Here is a 20986-nt window from a genome sequence, read left to right on the forward strand (position 1 = left end):
AGATATTTTAATTAAATAGCTCTTTGAAACGGCCTTTGGGGTTAGTCCGGGGTTGGTGGTTGCCGGGTTGAACTATAGTACTTTTTGTTGATTTGTTTAAAAGGATTTAAAACAATTTCGGATCGCGCGGAAAAAGAATAAGACCCCATGCGGAAAAACACCTTCGAAGGGAAAAACTGAAAAGAACACTAAGGTGGCAAGTACTTTTCTTAAAAAACAGTGAGGAACCACATGAGTGACTGGTTTACAGTAGATCAAATCGATGAAAATACATTTATTATAAGCGAGTATCGCCATTGGGAGGAAACTCATTGCTATCTGCTGAATGGTAAGGAAAGAAGTTTGCTGATCGATACAGGTCTTGGCATTTGTAATATTTTTGATACAGTCACTAAACTAACCGATAAAAAAATCACAGCAGTGGCAACCCACATACATTGGGATCATATTGGTGGGCATCACTACTTTCCTGATTTTTATGCTCATCAGGACGAGTTAGAGTGGCTAAATGGAGGGTTCCCTTTAACATTAGATCAAATCAAAGATATGGTTGTTGATCGCTGTGACCTGCCTAAAGGTTATGATGTAAATGAGTATGAGTTTTTCCAGGGAAATCCTTCAAAAATTTTGAAAGATAACGATACCATAGACATTGGCGGTCGCTGCATTCAAATACATCACACCCCTGGACACTCTCCCGGGCACATGTGTTTCTGGGAAAAGGAACGAGGCTATCTTTTTACCGGAGACTTAGTGTATAAAGACACTTTATTTGCTTTTTTTCCATCAACAGATCCTGAAGCTTATCTTGATTCGTTGGAGAGGATATCTGTGCTACCGATTAAGCGAGTGTTTCCAGCACATCACTCTCTGGACATTCACCCTGAGATTCTAAAAAGAATGCGGGATGCCTTTCGGCAATTACATGGTGAAGGCAAATTAAAGCATGGTAGTGGAACGTTTGATTTTGGAGATTGGGGTGTATGGTTGTAATAAGAGTGTGTATGGGTAAAACGGAACCTGTCTATATCCAAAACCTCATAATTCATCTCCCATGCCGAAGAAGTGTTGTATAGCTACCCTGGTTATGTTTAATCCGCAAAAGAAACAATTTAGAAGAGCTGTTTTTTGGGAGATACACTCTTAAATGATCAGCACTTTCTTGTATATCAATTGCTACACTTCTCCCTGACAGATCAAAAACAGATATCGAATAATTTTTTTCTGTAACCGCTGGTGATAGTAAAAAATATCCGCTTCGGGCTGTAACTTGTATCGTTTTACCCTGATGTATGTTATTTTTTGTTCTGTTATTTAAACCTGTTGGCTCCCCATGCAAAACAGAATAGAGTGTATCAAGAAGGGGAGTAGACTCATCTTCGAAAAAATCACCGGTGATTTCCCAGATAATAACACCTGCTGCTTGATTATCAACAACATACTGTGCTTTATGGGCAATGGACTCTTCATCATCATAGGTTAAAAAATTATTCCCATAAATGGCGTAGGGTACCTTTGCGTCATCATCCCAAAACCTTGTCAGTTCAAGGTGATCCCACTTATCCATTATACTGTGATATGACGGAGCACCACTGTTTGAAGGCCAGTTACCCACATCAGCTTCACCAGAATGGTTGCTTCTCAAATGGTTAGCATCAACAAAGGAACGTCCGTAAAAAGCCACACCCAGAGTAATATTTTGGGCATCTATACCATGCTCTAAAAGGTATCTAAAAGAAGCGTCAAAGCTGTTGTCCTGATTGCTTTCCGCAGACGCGTACAGGGGAGAGTTATGGTCTGTAACATTATGCCAGGGACCATGGTAATCATAGGTCATAATGTTTAGGTAATCAAGAATTGACGCAACTTTTTGTAGCTCTACATCTCTCAAATGAAGTGGTGACGCGGAGAAGCAGGCGGTAAGAACGTAATTACCGTGGGAATCCAGCGTATCGCGAATAGTTTGTAAAAAGGTGGTGAAGTTTTCTTTATCTTCAGGCCCACCGTTATGAGCTTCGTAACCCGGGTACTCCCAGTCTATGTCTATCCCATCAAATCCATAGGTGGTGATTAATTTGATGCAATCAGAGGCAAATTGCGCGGTTTTTACAGGATCCTTTGCGATTGCCGAAAAGTGTTCTGAAAGTGTCCATCCCCCGACGGATGCCAAAACTTGTACCCCATGCTTATGAGCGTTATAGATTAGAGAGGTCGTTTCATCTCTGTTTCCGGTGTTTGGGTCTCTTTGGCCCAGAAGAATATTCTCATCCGCCCAGGGATCATGAAGGGTGATACTACCATCCTCATTTGGTGCCAAAAACGCATAATTTATAATCGTAAATTTATCATATTTTATTGTGAGGGGATTAACGAGTGCGTCTCTGTCGTATATTCTCCAACCGGGATAATAGCCGATAATCTGTTTTGCGCAAGGCAGCGAAATAATAAATAGCAAAAAAAAGAGTGTAAACTTTAGCATAAGTCCTGCTTTTTTGTACGTTTGTACGCAACTATATACAAATGTAGTAAGAAAAATAAAAAAGATGTTCATTATACTATTATATAATACAAAAAAGGCAACTTAAGGTAAAGTATTGAAGATTATAAAAGATTGGCTTCAACATGTTTCTCTGCTAATTGCTGAGCCAGATCATCCAGTTGTTTAAAGGTATAATCATTTGGTACTCCTTTGCACATAACCGGGCTGAGAAGCTCGAAATTGAGGTCTGGTAAGAAGCTTACTATGGAATCAACGGCGCGGGTGTTCCATCCATATGATCCAAACACAGAGGCAAAGAGAAGTTTAGGGCGCAGAGAATTGATTAGAAATGAGAGTGTCGCAATGGCCGGATGAGGTGCTAAATGGATAGTAGGCACTCCCATTATAACCGCTGAAGCATCCACCAGCGATACAGCAATTTTCCAAATATCCGTAACAGCCATATCGAATTGCTGGACGTGTATGTTATAGTCCGAAATCGCTTTTACCAGGTATTCGGTCATTTTTTTTGTATTTCCATGCATAGAAACATAGGGTACAGTAACCATATTTGATGGAAAATCATCGATCCAGTTTTTATAGGCATAGAGAATAAATTGTGGATCATTGTGTACTGGTCCGTGACCGGGAGCGATGATTTTGATTTTAAGCCTGTCAAAAAACTCTATGTGTTTTTTAATTATATGCCTAAAGGGCATCATTACCTGAGCGTAGTATAGCTTTGCTTCCTGATAAACCCGTAATCGGTCATAGGCATACAGTTCAGTTGATGCTATGTGAGATCCGAAAAGATCGCAGGTAAAAAGGATTTGGTCCTGTGGAATATAGGTGCACATGGTTTCTGGCCAGTGTACCCAAGGTGTTTCAAAAAATTGCATTGATTTACCACCAAGGGCAACCGTTTGGGAGTCTTCAATGGGTTCAAAGCGTGATGCATCGGTAGTAATAAGGTCTAAAAGCATTTGCTTACTTTTTTCTGTACACAACACTTTTGCCTGAGGGTAGGACTGCAAAAGGGCCCAAAGAGCACCTGATCGGTCCTGTTCTACATGTTGCACAACGATATAGTCGATTTTTTCGACCCCTTTAAGCTGCTCAAACAAAAGCTCCTTTTTAGAAGAGCTAACGGAGTCTATCAGTGCATTTTTTTCCTTTCCTTTGATGAAAAAACTGTTGTAACTTGTGCCCTCAGGGCTTTGATATAGAAAACCGGGGCCCCTGTAATCCCAGTCCATCGCTCCTACATAGAACACATTTTCTTTTATGGCTTTAGGAATCATAGCACTTTTTCTCCTCATTTTTTTGGGGAAAAGCTCGATGCCCAGCCATAGGGGCTCTTTTGTTGCTTCTCCCCGATTACAGTGGTTTTGCCCGAATCATCACAAGAACCATCTTAAAGCGTTCAGATGCGATCACTGCATGGGGTTTATCCGCTGGCATGATAATTTGCTCACCCGCTTTAACCCCATGTTCAGTACCCTCTATGGTGATTACCCCTGCACCTTCGACCACTTCAATGAGTGCATCAAAGGGGGCGGTGTGCTCACTTAGACTCTGCCCTTCATCAAAAGCAAATACAGTGACAGTTCCAACCTCCTGGTCTATAACCGTTCTGCTTACAATTGATCCCTCCTGATACTGCACAAGATCACGGTAACTAAATGGTTTTGCAAGTAATGACTTATCAGTTCCCTTCTTTTTCATGTATCCTCCTCCGCACAAGTTTAAATTAGAGCCAGGTTTTATTTTATAATACCATACTAAAACAGTTAGCTTCCAACACTAAATTTAATGAATTTAACTACTCTGTTTTAGAGATTTTTAGCAATTCAGAAACCAATTAATGCTTTTTCTTGACCGCAAACCCTATATATTGTATCTTGAGACCTAAATAGATTCTACTGGTTGTATTTACTTGAACTATCTTTTCAGCAAAATTGCATTTTTAAAGGGGTTAGGAATTGATTCTTCGTAAGTTATCAATATTTGGTTTTAAATCTTTTGCCGACAAAACTGAACTGCTTTTTGGTGAAGGCATGACAGCGGTAATAGGCCCAAACGGATGCGGAAAGAGTAATGTTGTTGATGCGATCAGGTGGGTGTTTGGTGAGCAGAGGGCATCGATGCTGCGTAGTTCAAGCATGCAGGATGTTATCTTCTCCGGAACGCAGAAACGTAAGCCTCTGAACATGGCTGAGGTAACACTCACAGTTGAGAATAATAAGGGAATATTGCCGGTAGAATACAGTGAAGTATCAATCACTCGCAGAATCTACAGAAGTGGTGAGAGTGAATATCGCCTCAATAAGGTACCGTGCAGATTGCGCGATATTAATAACCTGTTTTTGGATACCGGAGTAGGCTCAAGTGCTTATACTACTATAGAAAACTCGATGATCAACGCCATACTGTCTGATAAAGCAGAGGAGCGCAGGGTTCTCTTTGAGGAAGCCGCAGGGATTGGTAAGTACAAACAGCGCAGAAAAGAGAGTCAGCGCCAGATGGAGAGAACCAGAATGGACCTTTTGAGGATTAATGATAAGGTTCAGGAAGCTGACCGTCAGGTTCGCATGCTTGGCAGGCATGTAGAGAAAGCGAAACGGTATAAGAGTTATTTTGAAAATTTAAAAACCCTTGAAGTGGGATTTGAGAATCGTCGATTCACAAGTCTCTCGGAAGCCGTAAAACAGCGAAAAACCGTAATAAATGAAAACGAATCGCAACGTGAAGTGTTAAGAGCGCGAATTGCAAGCGGTGAGTCCAGGGTAGAGAAGGTGCAGCTAGCGTCTCTTGAAAAGGAAAAAGAGCTTGAGGGTGCTTCTCGTAATGTAAGTGAGTCCAACGAAAAAATCATTCGGCTGGACAGAGATATTTCGGTTACTGAGGAGCGTCTCAGTAATCTGCGAAACAATGTAGGCCATTTCGATAAGGATGCCCAAACACTGCAAAGGCAAGCTGAAGAGTGCTGTAGGCTTAGAGCTCAGATAGAAAAAAGTATCGTCGAACGTGAAACTCAGCTTCAAAAAAGCGCCGGTAGGGTTGAGGGGGCAAATGATGAGCTTAGCAGGTTTGATCAACGACTCGCTGTGAAACGAGAGCAGGCTGATCAGCTTGGAAGAGATCAGATTGAACTCATAAACATTCAGGGTGAATCAAGAAACAAACTTAGCGCGTCAAAATCAAATCTTAGTAACGCTTTAGAACGTAAAAGTCGTGATGAACGTGAAATACAAAGTTTAGAGAGTCGCCTTGATGAGTATCAGGAAGCTATTGAGTTGTGTAAAAGAGAGCTTAATCAGGTTGATGAACACAACCATAATTTACTTCAGGAACGTGAAGTAATTACTGCAAAGATAGAAAAAGAGGATGAGCTCTACAGTAATTTAATGGAGAAGGAGAAGCATCTTGAAGCGCAGATCGCCTCTTCAAAATCACAATTAAAATTTCTTGAGGGTCTCGATGCTGCTTTTGAAGGCTATGAAAGTGGAGTAAAAGCCCTGCTTAAAGCAAAATTAGAGGGTATGCGTGGTATCGTTGCCAATATGATTACAATTTCTGATGAAAATGTGGTTTCGCTGGTAGAGAAGGCGATGGGCAGTCTTATCCAGACGATTGTGTTTGACACTGAAGAACAGTTGCAAAACGCAATTGAGTTTCTAAAATCAGAAAAAGCCGGCTCTGCCCGAATGGTTTCTCTTGAAAGGCTCCAAAAGATCAAACAGACCGAAATACTTGATCATCACGGTGCTTTGTCGGTACGAAAAATGGTCACTACAACACAGGACTATTCTCTACTGGCCGATCATTTCTTCAATAATTTGTATATAGCAGATGACTACAGTACCGCACTTTCCTTGTCCGGTGGTGAAAATAACACAGTGGTCATAACAAAAGACAGTGTGATGTTTAACTCTGATGGGACCATTGTTGCCGGTGATGTTAAAAAGGAAAAAGCGGGAATACTTCAGAGAAAACAGCAAATAGAAAAACTTTCGTCTGATATCGTTGTCTTTGAAGATGATTACCAGAAAATCATTGTAGAGAAAGATGATTGTATTATTAAGCGTGATGAGGCTAAGATTGAGCTGATTGAGGTGGACGAAAAAATAAACAGCGGACACAGAAAACAGCAGGAACAACAAACAAATATTCGTCACTACGAAAACGAGACTCAAAACATTGTAAACAGACTTCAGACGATTAAACCAGAAATGGTTTCGCTGAACGCTAAAATTTCTGAACTCGAAGAGCATATTTCAACCAGTGAAGCAGAGGTGGCAACATTTCAAAGCAAGCGGGAAACGCTTGAGGAACAGGTTGAGGTTGCACGAAATGCGGTCAGGGAGATGGAAGAGGAACGTAAGTCACTTGTAGAGCACCTTAAAAATATCGAGCTTGAAGTTCATGGGCTTAAAAACAGACTCGCCCAGGATAGGCAGGATATAGAGCGTTTAACTAAAGAAAATAAAATATTTTCTGAGCGTAAAGAGTCAAAGATTGAGGATAAAAGAAAAGCGATACGGGAGATAGAGGAGCTTGAGCACTCAATAGTTTCCCTTAATAAAGAGTTGGAAAATAACAGGAAGATCAGAGAAGAGCTTGAAGCGGTACGAGATACCATTCGTGAGGAGTACAATGGATACCTCCTCGAGATTGAAGAGTATCGAAAAGAGATGAAAAACGATCAGTCTGAGCTCAACTCTATTGCAAACAGAATTCATGACAGTGAACTGAAACAAACCCGCGATGTGCAGGAGCTTCGTCGAATAAGAGAAAGGATCTGGGAGGCATATGAATTAGATCTTGAATCTCCCCCGGAAGACCTTCCATGTATTGATGAAGATGATAGTGAAGTTGTAAAGAATATTTCTATGCTTAAAGAGAGAATCAAGCATGTTGGTCAGGTGAATATGGCCGCTCTTGAAGATTTTGAAACGGAGAGTCAACGATTAAAAGAACTCACAGAGCAGAGGGATGACCTTCAAACTGCTGTGGACGAGTTAGAAAAAGCCATACGAAAGCTTGATAGAGAGGCTCGCGCACAATTTCTTGCGACTTTCGAGCAGGTTCAGAAAAATTTCACCGAAATGTTCACTACTCTTTTCGAAGGTGGTGAGGCAAGTATTCAGCTTGAGGAAAACGTTGATCCGTTGGAAGCTGCAATTCACATAAATGTAAGGCCTGCAGGAAAGAAAATGAGAGGTGTACAACTGCTTTCAGGTGGTGAGCGTGCGCTTACGGCTATTTCACTTCTCTTTGCTCTTTATCTGGTTAAACCATCAGCCTATTGTATACTCGATGAGCTGGACGCGCCGCTGGATGACGCAAATATTGGTAGATTTGTAAAGGTACTCAAGAAGTTTGCAGAGAAAACGCAATTTATAATTATAACTCACAACAAACGTACCATGGAAGCTGCGGACTTACTCTATGGGGTTACTCAGCAGGAATCAGGTATCTCTAATATCGTTTCGGTTAACGTTAATGATGCAGCGTTACAGGCTGCTTAAATAAAAAAAGAAGTGGAAGTCTGAAACCGTTTAGGGTACAAGCGACTTCCACTTTTTATATATTCTCAGGCAGAAAAAGAGCGTTCAAACAGCTTTTCTATCGCGACCTGACTTTCTTCTGTTAAATTTCTGGAGCCGGTCCCGCAAAACTTAGGTTCTATGATCAGTGGCTCATCTTCAACCCACTCAGCACTTCGCCAGGTAAACCATTTATCTTTGTTTTTATCAAACACATGAACATTGCGGTTAAAAAATTTCCCCAGCTCAACACCCCAGCCGGTTCCGCCCCTTACGGTTTTATCGCTCATGATTTCTCCGACAGCAAATATTTGTGAGCTGTTGTTTATCATATGAAAAATCGACTGTAGCACTCTTTTTATTTTCTCAGACTGGGTGTACTGGCGATGCATATGGTTAGAAACTATTTCCATGCTTATATCACCACGGCCCAGTTCCTTATCACTGAGCATCACTACATTTTTTTCTCGCTTAATATAGTGCCCTTCATATGAATAAGTTACCTCTTCAACTCCCCATTTTTCGGCACATTCCCCAAAAAATGTCTCAGCTCCAATATGGCCGCCACTAAACAGCGTACATTCTGATGGTTTAAGCATGGGTTTACTCCTTTCAAAAGATCCAAAAATAATGCAGTATTGTGCTCTGATTTATTATAATCACTAAAAAACAGCTGATTTTAAGGAGCAGTTAAAATAAAACCTGCTTATGTATGAAGCGATATATTCTTTTGTTTTCATACCCTTACAAAGAAAAATAGTGAAGATAGCGCATATAGAGCAGGGAATAATAGCTGTTACCCTCACAAACCTGCATATTGCCTCAGTTTTAGTTACATTTCATATAGTGTTTCATCTTTCTTAGGAGGGGGACTTTTTCGTCCTTTTTGGGTTTTTACTCTAAAAAATTCATTCTCACCTATACTATCCAGATCCTCTTCAATATCTACACTACTGTCTCCTGCTTCCATACGACTCAGTGCCTCTTCCATCTTATCACCCAATTCAAGTCCTGTGGCGTTTGAGAATTTGCGCATCAAATGAGCTGCCTCCCGGGGATCATCTTCACTAATATGCTCTGCTTCAGAGGCTATCGATTCTACTGCCTGCACCATCATTGATTCATCAATTTGGGGGCTGATGGTGTTTTGGTTATCCGGGTTATCAGCATTTTGACCTTTTGGGTTAAAGGAGAACATTGAAATCATGCGCTTGAGTTGGTGGGAATTGTTTTTGGGACATGCCGGAGTAGTTTGTGGATTCACTGAGCGGGAAAAAAAGGTAAAGATAGTATTGCACTGTTCGCAGAAGAATTCGTACATGGGCATAGTTTATCTCCTATAAAAAGTGGCAGCAATGTTTTCAGGTCTTCGGTTATAATGATAACAGAGAACTATATTTTATGCTCTTTTGGGTGCTTTACCGAATTTCAATTACATTAAATATAATGAGTTTACAGCAAAGATGAAAATAAATAAGTAATAGTCCCATGTTTTGCTTAAAAAAGTATAAATACAAAATGAATGCCTCTTTAGGGACGAATGAAAGGAGAAAGGTTGATGCCATATGAATATCTGGAGAAATTAACCTCCTCAGATGCAGGCTTTTCTGTGTGGGGTGAAAGTGTTTGTGAGGTTATACAAACTGCCGGTGATGCACTTATTGGGGTTATGGTAGAGGTTGTAGAATCTATTAAACCAGTTGAAAAACAACAAGTTACGCTTAAAAATGATGATCTTGAAATGCTTCTGGTTGATGCGCTTCAGGAGTTAATTTTTTTGAAAGATGCTTACGGCAAACTTTTCCGGTACAGTGGGTGTGAAGTCAGGGAAGATCAGGCGGGGTATACTTTTGAGGGAGAGATCAGGGGGGAGTTGATGGACAGGGATAGGCATCAGTTCTCTGTCGATGTTAAGGCGGTAACGATGCATAATTTTTCCTTAAAAGAACACAACGGGCAATGGAAGGCAACGGTGGTGGTGGATATCTAAAAGTGCTCAGGCATGGTATTTGACACACCTAAGGGTTGAGATGCTTTTTATGAATACTTAAATAGCTTAGAAAAAATCGCAGTGATAAAAAATAACTTTTGACTACTTATGGTGTTGTGTGCTTTGAGATACAGGAGAAAATTGTATGGAAATAAGAAAGGATACTGAAACTGAGATTGTAATGGAGCTCAGTGATGAAAAGGTGTCGCTTGTAGGCGATTTATATGTCCCTGAGAACGCACAGGGTTTAATTCTTTTTGCGCACGGAAGTGGCAGTAGCCGTCAGAGTCCGCGTAATCGCTTCGTTGCTCAATACCTCAACAGAGGAATGTATGCAACACTTCTTTTTGATCTTTTGACCCGTTCTGAAGAGGCTGCAGACCTGGTTTCAGCTAATCTACGTTTCGATATAGACCTTCTATCAAGCAGGCTTTCGGGGGTGACCGATTGGGTAGTAAACAACTCAGAGCTTAACCAGTATGGAATCGGCTATTTTGGTGCAAGCACTGGTGCTGCAGCTTCACTGGTGGCATCGGTGGGCAGAAAAGAGGTCAAGGCTATAGTGTCTCGCGGTGGAAGGGCTGATATGGCTGGCTCTCTTTTGCGGGAAGTGGCTGCGCCAACGCTGTTAATAGTCGGGGGAGAAGATCATCCAATCATTGATCTTAATAACCGTGCTTTAAATGAGCTTGGTACTCAAGCAAAAGAGGTAAGAATCGTTGAAGGTGCAACTCATCTCTTTGAGGAACCAGGGGCATTGGATGAAGTAGCAAGAATGGCGGTGGACTGGTTTATAAGGTATCTCCATTAGCCTCCACCTTTATGTACAATGATCCGGGTACTTTAGTTATCCGGATCATGCACCTCAAAATTTAGAATGGATAACTCCCCACAGGGAATGGATTAGTGTAAATCCAGGCATTCTTACCCTTATATACCTCTACTCTGTAACACCCTTTGGAAGCAATGGGGAAACAGGCGTTTTTTGAAGTGATTTTTTCCTGTAAAATGCCATTTTTATACAGTACGATCGTACCCTTTGAGGGTAAACTAACCTGAAGTTTTGCCGGAAGGGTACTTTCGGATTCAACCATTCCCGGCCACACGGTTCGATTATCTGCTGTGTGCAGCAAAAAATTACTACCACGAGCATCCCCTCGTCTGAAGTTGCTAATAAAACCATGGCCTTTTTTCAATGATTGCATGACTTTTACTTTTGCTTCCCTGAAATGTAATTCCTTAAGGGGAGTGTCTAAATAGAGGTGATTGCGAATACCTTTAAGTTCTACTTTTATGGGGAACACAGTGTAGTTAAAGGGACCAATCTTTAAGACCCGTGTGTGTGCATCAACACCACCCACACAACTCACAAACCTCTTTTGGTTTAATTGATCCCACCTTTCGAGCAACTCGGTAGGAACAGTACCAAGAAAACGCCTTGGATAGAGCAGTTTAAACGCACTTTTCCAGGATTTTAGCTGTTCTATCCACTCCGACATCTGATTCCAAAGCTCAATTCCATCATAACCAGTAACGTCCCACTGAGTCCACGGATAGGGGGGAAGTTTGCCAAAATAGTTTCTTCTTTCTGCGGGATGAGCCAGAAAACCAATTCCACCGCTATCTTTAACTGCATCAATGTAGTGCTGAGGTTGCTTAAGATCTTTAAATACCTTATCTGTTCCAATAACAAGATAATGGTTAAGGTTATTGGCATCATTGTGTTCATAACCAACGATCAGTAAAAGGTCATCATGGAATCGTTCGACCCCATTTTCTTTGGCATTCATGTTCATATGGTCAGTAGTGATAATAAAATCAAGACCGATCTGTTTAGCTACGCTTATTAGCTCTTCATAGGTGGCCCCGCCATCAGAATAGGTTGTATGTAGATGAAGTGCTCCACAAACCTGATTATTTGCTTCTTTAGAGTTGAACATTTGCCTGGTTTCACAGTTTCATTTTAAAAGGGTTCGTTTTTACGATAGTTATAAATTAAGCCGGGGGTAAAATTTATGCAAGAGTTGAGGAAACTTTATAGATGATGAATAACTGTCAGGGAATACAAAAACTTATGATTTATTTAATCGAATGTAATTCATTGTAACTTAATGTATTACTAAGTTTAAAAAAAATATGACCTAAACTAAACCATTTGAATATAGAAAGTTCTTGTACCTATATCCAACATATGCAAGTATGTGCATGTTTTAAAAGACAACGCTCTCGTACCCACTAACTGTAATATAACCTTTTTATTTCCTTATAAATAAACAGCTTATAAACACAATGTAAAATCTCTACAATAATAGTTTAAAATTTACTTAAAAATGTGCGGAAAAATCTTGTTTAAACCCCGGATTAATGGTACTATCTGGATAATCTGGGATAGTAAAGCATATTTAAAATTAAGATTAACTTCATGTATAAAGAATATACTATAAAGCATAATTTCAGAAACCTTGAATCAGTAAAGGTATATTAATGAGTATACTGTCTGATATTTCTAAGAAAATCAACCGTTTTGCATCTCTAATTACAATTATTGATAAAACTGATCTGAGTGGATTTGGAGAAATTCAGAGCGGAATGGACGAGATCATAACCAGTGAAGCCCTACCAGGTGCGTTTCATGAACTTGCCAGAAGAACATCCGCTTTAATTTCTAACATCCTGCTTGAAGAGACACCGTTTGAATCTGGATTAAGTAAAGTATGTGAATCTATAGAAAAGATGCAAAAAGAGCTTGGTAAAAGAGCAGAAATCACCAAAGAAAATATCAGTAATGAACAATCAGGGTTGAAACAACAACCAGTAATAAATAAAGAAGATAAAGATTTACTGATCAAGTTCGCTTCACAACAGCAATCAAATCTGGAAGACTTTGAAGCCTATATCCTTGAATACGAAAAAGGAAACACGCAGGCTGATAATGCAATCAGAAGGATTTTGCATACCTGGAAAGGTGAGTTTGGAGTATTGGATTTGCAACAATACTCATCCCTGATTCATCAGCTGGAAGACAGGTTTACAAGTAAATCTATCGATGTGGATAAACTTTTAAAATTCAAAGATTTGCTAAGTAGAAAATTTGAATATTTAGCAAAAGGAATTATTGCTGATATTGATGGTCAAGAATATGATTGGTTTTTATCTGACACAAGTACTGATAGAACTGATACTGAACAGAAAAAGGAAAATGTAACAGAGGAGCATAACGGCAGGCCGTTAAATATAGAGCATCTGGACACGTCTCTGTTAAAAGATTTCATTACTGAAGCTAAAGAACATATATGCAGTGCAGAAGAAAACCTTCTTGAACTTGAGAAAGAAGCTTCGGGTATAGATAACATTAATACAGTTTTCAGGGCCTGGCATACTATTAAAGGTGTTGCTGGTTTTTTGGAGCTGAAAGATATAAATCAATTGGCACACTTAATGGAAAGCGTAATTGATGACTTCAGGAAAGGTAATGATGTTCTTGGTAATGAGTTAATAGATGCACTGCTCGAAGGAAATGACTGTATTAAAAATTTAGTGAGTTGTATTGAGAACTTACTTGATAAGAAACCCTATAAAACACCTCAAAATTACGATGCAATAATAAATAGACTTAATAGCTTATTAAAGAATACAGAAGCTGATAAAGATAAATTAGGTGGGATATTAATTGAGGATGGCGGGGCGAGCAAAGAGAATGTAAGAAACGCTTTGAATTTACAAAAAGATGGTGATAAAAGAAAGATTGGAGAAATACTTGTTCAGGAAGAAAAGATAGAGAAAAATGCTGTAAAAAAGGCATTAGAAAAGCAAAATGTGGCGAGGGAAGGTACTGAAATTGAAGAAAGCATACGGGTACCTGTAAGTAAAATTGATAGTCTGGTAGACACCATAGGAGAGGTTGTGATAGCACAGTCGATGATCAACGCCTCTTCTGAGATAAGTAAAATAAAAGATCAGGTCTTGCATAACAGGATTGCCAGATCAAATCTGATGATGAGACAGATCCAGGAAACTGCAATGTCTTTAAGAATGGTGTCTGTTAAAACAACATTTCAGAAGATGGCGAGGTTGGCAAGAGATCTGTCCAGAAAAAGTAATAAGGAGATAGAGTTTTGTACTGAAGGAGAAAATACTGAGCTGGACAAAACAGTGGTAGAAAAAATTGGCGATCCATTGATACATATGATCAGAAATTCATTGGATCATGGTATTGAAACAAGAGATGAACGCATAGCAAACGGCAAGGGGATTAAGGCAAAACTTAAGCTGAGTGCATATCACCGGGCCGGTAGTATCTTTATAGAATTATGCGATGATGGCAGAGGGCTTGATAAAAATAAAATATTGAAAAAGGCGATAGATAATAAATTATGCTCAAGTGATGAAAATTTGAGTGATGATGAAATACATAAACTAATATTTATGCCAGGATTCTCAACTGCCACAGAAGTTACTGACATTTCTGGAAGAGGTGTAGGTATGGATGTGGTAAAGAGAAATATTGAAGCTTTACGGGGTACCATTGAGATAAACACTGAGTATCTGGTTGGTACAACATTCACCATAAGACTCCCTCTTACATTAGCCGTTGTTGATGGAATGGTGATTACTTGCCAAAGTGAAACATATGTTATACCCACACTTACAATAATAGAAACGATACGGCCCGATAAGAAGGCCATGAAATCAATAATTGGTGAAGCTGAAGTCATTGATGTTAGAGGTGAACTAATACCAATAATCTATCTTGCTTTAGCATTGGGACATGAAAAAATCTGTAGAGATGATGATTTTGTGGTAATGGTGGTTGAAGATCTGGTTGGAAGAAAAGCGGGATTAATAATTGATTCTATTCTTGGACAACAACAGGTAGTGGTTAAAAACCTCGGGGCAGGTATGGGAGAAATACCCGGTGTAACAGGTGGAGCTATAATGAATGATGGGTCAGTAAGTTTGATAATTGATATCGGTGGAATTATTAGAAACGCATTCAACCAATAAACTGGAGGAAGCTGTATGTCGGTAAACGCTGAAGCTGTGGATACGAGTAACAAGGTATCCCAGGTAGGTGAAAAGTTGGCTGGTAAGTACCTTACCTTTAAACTTGCAGAGGAGGAGTATGGGCTTGAAATTCTAAAAGTTCAGGAAATAATCAGAATGCAGGTGGTAACAAGAGTTCCAAAAACCCCTCAGTATGTAAGGGGTGTTATAAACCTAAGAGGTAAGGTTATACCAGTTGTTAACTTAAGAAGTAAATTCAAAATGGAACACCTCGAAGATACCGAAAAAACATGTATTATAGTTGTACAGATAAAGAATAGTGATACTACTATTGTAATGGGTATAATAATAGATGAAGTAAAAGAAGTGCTTGATATTGATGCTAAAAATATAGAAGAAACACCCACCTTTGATTCAAGTATCAACACTGAATTTATCATGGGCATGGGCAAAGTAGGTGGTGATGTTAAAATACTTCTGGATATCGATAAAGTTCTTTCTGCTGGTGAAATATCTAAAATAGCCGATTCAATAAAAGAATAAAAAAATACAACTCAGTGAAAGGAAGTGAAATGTTAAACAAAATCAAAATCGGAACCAAATTAATTGGTGGGTTTATTATTGTTGCATTGTTAACACTATTTGTTGGAGTATACTCCATAATAAACCTTGGAAATATAAATGATATGCTCAATGAAATGTATGAAATGCATTTGATGGGCATAAGCAGGGTAAAAGAGGCTAATGTTAATCTGATTAATATTGGTAGAGGGGCCCGTCAGCTCATTATCGCCTCCGATGAACAGGAGCGTAATGAGGTAGCAAGAAATATAAGAAGGTTTAATGAACAGTTGAGAATTGAGATGGATGAAGCTGCATCCACTATGATTACAGATGAGGCAAGAAGGTTACATAGTCAGACCATTGAAGTATATGATAATTACTATAGAAGAGTGGATAATTTTATATCTCTGATGTCACAGCAGGAAATCATGGACATAGATGAACAAATCTTGGATAGAATTGAAGACATGAGAGAAGACGCTGATAGAATGGATGAGCTCATGGTCACTCTGAGTGAATATAAAGAGGAAATGGGGGAACAAGCAGAGCGGGAAAGTGAAGCTATGTATGCACAAATAAGTGCAATGCTTATGATTGTAATTGTAGTATCCACAATTTTGGGTATACTAATCGGTTATTTGCTCTCAAAAAGTATAAGCAAGCCGCTTGAAAAAGTAGTTAAAATGCTTAATGAAATGGCAAAAGGTCACCTTGGGATGAGGCTAAAACTGGAGAGAGAAGATGAACTGGGTGAAATGGCTCAGGTAATGGATGACTTTGCAGACCACTTACAAAAGAATATTGTGAATTCAATTCAAAAAATATCAATCGGTGATCTGGATATAGACGTTAAACAATCTGATGACAAAGATGAAATCGTTCCGGCTTTGAATCAAACTGTGAATTCATTGAAAAAAGTTAGCGAAATTGCAGAACAACTCAGTGTTGGAAACACAAATGTGAAAATAGAGAAAAGAAGTGAAAAAGATACATTAATTGAGAATTTCCAAAAAGTTATAGGTAATATAAAGCATGATGCTGAAAATATCCGTCAAATGGCAAAGGGTAACTTGGATTTAGACATATCTATTATGTCAGAGGAAGATGAACTGGCAAAGAGCTGTCGAGATATTCGGGATACCCTAAAAGAGATGGTAAACGATGTTGATCTATTGGTAAAGGCTGCTATTGAAGGAAAACTTGAAACAAGAGCTGATGTTGGAAAACATAAAGGAGCTTACAAGGAAATAGTAGGAGGTATTAATAATACTCTGGATGCGATACTTGAACCTATTCAGGAAGCTGCAGAGATATTACAGAGAGTAGCTGATAGGGATCTATCTGCACGTATGTTAGGTGATTATAAAGGAGAGCATGCAAAAATTAAAAATGCTTTAAACACCACTGTTGAAAATTTAGACACAGCTATAAGTCAGGTCTCCCAATCAACAGAGCAGGTATCCTCTGCTTCTCAGCAGATTAGTGCTGGCAGTCAATCTCTTGCACAGGGTGCAAATGAACAGGCAAGTTCTCTTGAGGAGGTATCATCGAGCCTCGAAGAGATGTCTTCTATGACAAAACAAAATGCCGGTAATGCCTCTCAGGCTAAAAACCTCTCCGGTGAAGCTAATAGCAAGGCGGAAATGGGTACTGAAGCGATGGAAAGAATGGGGAGTGCAATAAATAAAATCAAAGAATCCAGTGACCATACCGCGAAAATCGTAAATACAATTGATGAGATAGCGATGCAAACTAACCTTCTGGCGCTTAATGCTGCTGTAGAGGCTGCACGAGCAGGTGAGGCAGGGAGAGGGTTTGCGGTTGTTGCAGAAGAGGTAAGAAATCTTGCACAAAGAAGTGCAGAAGCTGCAAAAAATACTGCCGATATGATTGAAGAATCGGTGAAAAACGCTCAAGACGGGGTAGGTATTTCCGAAGAAGTTTCTAAATCTTTCGTTGAAATCGTTTCAAGTATTAGAAAAGTGAATGATTTGGTTTCTGAAATATCTGCTGCTTCAAATGAGCAATCACAGGGTATTGAGCAGGTAAATACTGCTGTAGCACAGATGGATAAAGTCACTCAGCAAAACGCTGCAAACTCTGAAGAGTCTGCGAGTGCAGCTGAGGAACTTAGCTCTCAGGCAGAAGAACTTCAGGGTATGGTTGCTCAATTTAAATTAAGTAAATCGCAGATTAACGACTTTACACAAATGAAGAAGACGAAAAATATAGAAATCAAACCTCCTAAATCAAGTAAAAATAACGGAAATAAACAACATGACACTTTTCCAAAAAAGAGTTCTGAAGATTTAATTCCCATGAATGATGATGAGGTTTTAAAAGAGTTCTAATGATAAAATAGAGAGATCTCTTTAATAAGGGATCTCTCTATAATAAAACATAAAAAATAGATGATACAGTAAGCTGAACCATCTATTTAAAGCAGACCTTATAGGGAAGTAATAATGAATGGAACAAAAATATTTTAAGAAATTATGTGATTTTATCTATGAGCAGAGCGGTATCTCTCTTACAGAAAAAAAAGAGGCCCTGGTTAATACCAGGATTTCAAAACGAATGCGAGCTCATGGAATAGATAATGTTAAAGAATACATTGATCTAATTACCAATGACAGCTCTGGAAATGAAATTATTCAGCTGCTTGATGTAATCTCAACAAATGTCACCCATTTTTTCAGAGAGAATGTGCATTTTGAGTTCCTGACCGAAAAAATGAAGGAATGGCTTAGTGAAGGAAACCGAAGGTTTAGGTTTTGGTCTGCAGGATGTTCTTCAGGAGAAGAACCCTACTCCCTGGCCATTACACTGTCGGAAGTTATTGGTGAAAATAATATCGATACAAAAATTCTTGCCACAGATATATCGACCAGAATATTAGAAAAAGCTAACAACGGTGTTTATGAATCTGATAAAGTAGCAAATGTACCTAAACTATACAAATCAAGATATTTTATTAATAACACTAATGTTTTTAGCGTAAAAGATAGTATACGTAGTACAATTGTTTTTAGAAGACTTAATTTGTCTAAAGTCCCGTTCCCTATGAATGGACCAATGGATGTAATATTTTGCCGTAATGTTATGATTTACTTTGATAATTACATAAGAGAGAAATTAATAAAAGAATTCTATAGGTTGCTTAAACCCGGAGGATATCTGTTTGTAGGTCATTCAGAGAGTCTTACCGGACTTTTATCTGGAATGAAAGCAGTTAAACCATCAATTTATATAAAAGAATAATTGTGAATTTTTGTTTATGGTTATATAGTAAGAAGAAGCTGTGATTTTGATGTAGAGACATATAATACGGGGGATCAAATTGAAAACTCTTATTGCTGAAGATGATTTCACAAGTAGGTTATTGTTTCAGGAATTGTTAAAAGGTTTTGGAATTACCCATGTTGCGGTAAACGGAAAAGAAGCTGTGAAAGCTGCTAAAATTGCGCTCGATAATAACGAACCCTATGACTTAATTTGCCTGGATATAATGATGCCTGAAATGGATGGCCACATGGCACTTAGTGCTATTAGAAAACTGGAGGAGGAAAAGGGACTGTACTCTTCTGATGGAGCTAAGGTTATTATGCTCACGGCTCTTGGTGATTTAAAAAACGTTAGTAGTGCATTCTCTGAGTTATGTGATGCATATATTGTAAAACCAATTGGAAAAGATAAGCTTATCAATACTTTAAATGAACTAAAATTGGTATAAGAATATGAAAGTTTTGATTGCCGAAGATGATTTAACATCCAGAAAAATGCTCGAATCACTGCTTCAAAAGTGGGGATATGATGTTTGTGCGACAAGTAATGGTAAGCATGCATGGGAAATTCTTGAGCAAAGTGATTCACCCCATCTTTTAATTATCGATTGGCTGATGCCTGAATTGGATGGTTTAAGCTTATGTAGAAGGATAAGAGAAAAATTTTCCGATTATTATACCTACATCATACTGCAAACTACAAAAGATTGCAGTGAAGATAAAAAGTATGGATTTAAAGCTGGTGTTGATGATTACCTTGTAAAACCTTTTGATAACCTTGAGTTATACCATAAAGTGAATGTTGGTTCGAGGGTGATTACTTATGAATACAAGATAAACGAAAGCAGAAAATCTATCCAAAAATATGCTCAGCAAATGGAATCCTTAGCTCAGCAAAGAGCAAAGCAGTTGGTCCATACAGATAGAATGGCTACATTGGGAGTACTGTCTGCGGGGCTTGCACACGAAATAAACAACCCGACATCATTTATATCTGGAAATGCTCAACTTATAGAGAAAGCCTGGAGAATAATAAATGAAAAGATCGGTAACGAGGTAAATGAAAATGAAGATGAAACATTCAAAATGGTGTGTGATGAATTTCCGGATATGATTGATGGCATAAAAAAAGGTGTAGATCGTATTACATCGATAATTAACGGATTAAAGGGATATGCGAGACATGGAAGCACCAATAAAGAATCATTTACTATTAGTCATGTTATAGAAGAAGCGCTTCAATTATGCCAAACAGCCCTGAAGTACAATGTAAAAGTAACTGTTGATTGTGAATATGATAGCACTGTATCCGGAGATAAACAGCAAATAGAACAGGTTCTTGTTAATCTGATTCTTAATGCCGTTCATGCAATGGAAAATAACGAGGAGAGCTTTCTTACTATAAAAGCAGAGAAAAAAGAAAAGTATGTGTCTGTTTCAGTTACAGATAACGGTATAGGGGTATCAAAAAAGGTTATAAACAAACTATTCGATCCCTTTTTCACTACAAAAGAAGCAGGTAAAGGAACCGGACTTGGTCTGTCGATATCTAATAATATTATAATTGAACATGGTGGAGAGCTAAAGTGTATACCGATGGAAAAGGGTGCTTGTTTCAATTTCACACTACCAACCAACAGTAAGAAATAACTTAAATAACGTAAATAAAGAAAATTAGTGGCAGGAGAGTGATGATAAATGAGAAAACTACTTATCGTTGATGACGAAATTGAGATACGAAGAATGCTTTCCAGACATTTTAGGTTACTTGGATATAGTGTTGAGGTTGCAGAAAATGGAGTTGAGGCATTACAAAAAATGTCTGAAAATTATACCGAAGTACTGATAAGTGATATTAAAATGCCTGAAATGAGTGGTGTTGATCTTCTTAGAGAAGTGAGGTCACAATACCCGATGGTAAGGAGTATTATGATTACCGGGTATGTTACTCTTGAGAATGCTCTTGCATGCATGCGACTTGGAGCAGATACGTGCATTTTCAAACCATTTAAAGATCTGGATGAGATTGAATTGGCTGTAAAAAAAGCCATTGATTCTTTAGATTGTTGGAATAGTAAACTTCGCGAATTGCGTGGAATGAAGTAGACACCCAATC

General features: G+C 38.7%; 17 protein-coding genes. 11 read left to right on the forward strand and 6 right to left on the reverse strand.

From position 1 onward, the window contains the following. Positions 1–231: 231 nt before the first annotated feature. On the forward strand, positions 232–993 hold the full coding sequence (locus QA601_16085; GenBank protein ID MDG5816617.1) for an MBL fold metallo-hydrolase: 762 nt from the start codon (positions 232–234) through the stop codon (positions 991–993). A 52-nt stretch (positions 994–1045) separates the two neighbouring features. On the opposite strand, the gene QA601_16090 is transcribed toward QA601_16085, so the two are convergent. The 3 genes from QA601_16090 to QA601_16100 form a co-directional block, all read right to left on the reverse strand. Next, complete coding sequence (locus tag QA601_16090; GenBank protein ID MDG5816618.1) at positions 1046–2479, reverse strand: glycoside hydrolase family 18 protein; 1434 nt, start codon at positions 2477–2479, stop codon at positions 1046–1048. Between the two features lie 122 nt (positions 2480–2601). Then, entirely contained in the window at positions 2602–3780 is a 1179-nt protein-coding gene (locus QA601_16095; protein ID MDG5816619.1) for an FprA family A-type flavoprotein, read from the reverse strand. 76 nt (positions 3781–3856) lie between these two features. After that, positions 3857–4204 carry a cupin domain-containing protein gene (locus tag QA601_16100; protein ID MDG5816620.1) on the reverse strand — a complete coding sequence of 116 codons (348 nt, stop codon included), beginning with the start codon at positions 4202–4204 and terminating at the stop codon, positions 3857–3859. 257 nt (positions 4205–4461) lie between these two features. On the opposite strand from QA601_16100, the gene smc reads away from it, so the two are divergent. Beyond that, a complete protein-coding gene (gene smc, locus QA601_16105) occupies positions 4462–8010 on the forward strand; it encodes a chromosome segregation protein SMC (GenBank protein ID MDG5816621.1) in 3549 nt (1182 codons plus the stop codon). 65 nt (positions 8011–8075) lie between these two features. On the opposite strand, the gene QA601_16110 is transcribed toward smc, so the two are convergent. Both QA601_16110 and QA601_16115 read right to left on the reverse strand, forming a co-directional pair. Then, positions 8076–8627: a hypothetical protein gene (locus QA601_16110; protein ID MDG5816622.1), complete on the reverse strand. Its 552-nt coding sequence runs from the start codon at positions 8625–8627 to the stop codon at positions 8076–8078. A 233-nt stretch (positions 8628–8860) separates the two neighbouring features. Further along, positions 8861–9355, reverse strand: a complete 495-nt coding sequence (locus QA601_16115; GenBank protein ID MDG5816623.1) for a zinc ribbon domain-containing protein — start codon at positions 9353–9355, stop codon at positions 8861–8863. 231 nt (positions 9356–9586) lie between these two features. Between QA601_16115 and QA601_16120 the strand changes: the two genes are divergently transcribed. Then, positions 9587–10018 carry an archease gene (locus QA601_16120; protein ID MDG5816624.1) on the forward strand — a complete coding sequence of 144 codons (432 nt, stop codon included), beginning with the start codon at positions 9587–9589 and terminating at the stop codon, positions 10016–10018. Positions 10019–10163: 145 nt separating this feature from the next. Then, complete coding sequence (locus tag QA601_16125) at positions 10164–10829, forward strand: dienelactone hydrolase family protein (GenBank protein MDG5816625.1); 666 nt, start codon at positions 10164–10166, stop codon at positions 10827–10829. Between the two features lie 61 nt (positions 10830–10890). Here QA601_16125 and QA601_16130 read toward each other — a convergent pair whose 3' ends face one another. After that, positions 10891–11958 (reverse strand): PHP domain-containing protein, encoded by a 1068-nt coding sequence (locus QA601_16130; protein MDG5816626.1) that lies wholly within the window; start codon positions 11956–11958, stop codon positions 10891–10893. A gap of 544 nt (positions 11959–12502) precedes the next feature. Here QA601_16130 and QA601_16135 point away from each other — a divergent pair. The 7 genes from QA601_16135 to QA601_16165 all read left to right on the forward strand — a co-directional run bounded on the left by QA601_16135 (position 12503) and on the right by QA601_16165 (position 20976). Next, a complete protein-coding gene (locus QA601_16135; GenBank protein ID MDG5816627.1) occupies positions 12503–15022 on the forward strand; it encodes a chemotaxis protein CheA in 2520 nt (839 codons plus the stop codon). 75 nt (positions 15023–15097) lie between these two features. Further along, the gene (locus tag QA601_16140) at positions 15098–15565 is read left to right on the forward strand and encodes a chemotaxis protein CheW (GenBank protein ID MDG5816628.1); all 468 of its coding nucleotides are present in this window, start codon (positions 15098–15100) and stop codon (positions 15563–15565) included. A gap of 29 nt (positions 15566–15594) precedes the next feature. Beyond that, a complete protein-coding gene (locus tag QA601_16145; protein MDG5816629.1) occupies positions 15595–17937 on the forward strand; it encodes a methyl-accepting chemotaxis protein in 2343 nt (780 codons plus the stop codon). Positions 17938–18055: 118 nt separating this feature from the next. Next, a complete protein-coding gene (locus tag QA601_16150) occupies positions 18056–18847 on the forward strand; it encodes a protein-glutamate O-methyltransferase (protein MDG5816630.1) in 792 nt (263 codons plus the stop codon). A 79-nt stretch (positions 18848–18926) separates the two neighbouring features. Continuing rightward, a complete protein-coding gene (locus tag QA601_16155; GenBank protein MDG5816631.1) occupies positions 18927–19319 on the forward strand; it encodes a response regulator in 393 nt (130 codons plus the stop codon). A 4-nt stretch (positions 19320–19323) separates the two neighbouring features. Beyond that, entirely contained in the window at positions 19324–20520 is a 1197-nt protein-coding gene (locus tag QA601_16160; GenBank protein ID MDG5816632.1) for a response regulator, read from the forward strand. A gap of 48 nt (positions 20521–20568) precedes the next feature. Beyond that, positions 20569–20976 (forward strand): response regulator, encoded by a 408-nt coding sequence (locus tag QA601_16165; GenBank protein MDG5816633.1) that lies wholly within the window; start codon positions 20569–20571, stop codon positions 20974–20976. Positions 20977–20986 lie beyond the last annotated feature (10 nt).

The sequence above is a fragment of the Chitinispirillales bacterium ANBcel5 genome, assembly GCA_029688955.1.
Taxonomy (GTDB): Bacteria; Fibrobacterota; Chitinivibrionia; order Chitinivibrionales; family Chitinispirillaceae; genus Cellulosispirillum; species Cellulosispirillum alkaliphilum.

Coding starts and splice junctions, on each gene's coding strand:
- QA601_16085 (MDG5816617.1), top strand. CDS start 232: ATGAGTGACTGGTTTACAGTAGATCAAATCGATGAAAATACATTTATT.
- QA601_16090 (MDG5816618.1), bottom strand. CDS start 2,479: ATGCTAAAGTTTACACTCTTTTTTTTGCTATTTATTATTTCGCTGCCT.
- QA601_16095 (MDG5816619.1), bottom strand. CDS start 3,780: ATGATTCCTAAAGCCATAAAAGAAAATGTGTTCTATGTAGGAGCGATG.
- QA601_16100 (MDG5816620.1), bottom strand. CDS start 4,204: ATGAAAAAGAAGGGAACTGATAAGTCATTACTTGCAAAACCATTTAGT.
- QA601_16110 (MDG5816622.1), bottom strand. CDS start 8,627: ATGCTTAAACCATCAGAATGTACGCTGTTTAGTGGCGGCCATATTGGA.
- QA601_16115 (MDG5816623.1), bottom strand. CDS start 9,355: ATGCCCATGTACGAATTCTTCTGCGAACAGTGCAATACTATCTTTACC.
- QA601_16120 (MDG5816624.1), top strand. CDS start 9,587: ATGCCATATGAATATCTGGAGAAATTAACCTCCTCAGATGCAGGCTTT.
- QA601_16125 (MDG5816625.1), top strand. CDS start 10,164: ATGGAAATAAGAAAGGATACTGAAACTGAGATTGTAATGGAGCTCAGT.
- QA601_16130 (MDG5816626.1), bottom strand. CDS start 11,958: ATGTTCAACTCTAAAGAAGCAAATAATCAGGTTTGTGGAGCACTTCAT.
- QA601_16135 (MDG5816627.1), top strand. CDS start 12,503: ATGAGTATACTGTCTGATATTTCTAAGAAAATCAACCGTTTTGCATCT.
- QA601_16145 (MDG5816629.1), top strand. CDS start 15,595: ATGTTAAACAAAATCAAAATCGGAACCAAATTAATTGGTGGGTTTATT.
- QA601_16150 (MDG5816630.1), top strand. CDS start 18,056: ATGGAACAAAAATATTTTAAGAAATTATGTGATTTTATCTATGAGCAG.
- QA601_16160 (MDG5816632.1), top strand. CDS start 19,324: ATGAAAGTTTTGATTGCCGAAGATGATTTAACATCCAGAAAAATGCTC.
- QA601_16165 (MDG5816633.1), top strand. CDS start 20,569: ATGAGAAAACTACTTATCGTTGATGACGAAATTGAGATACGAAGAATG.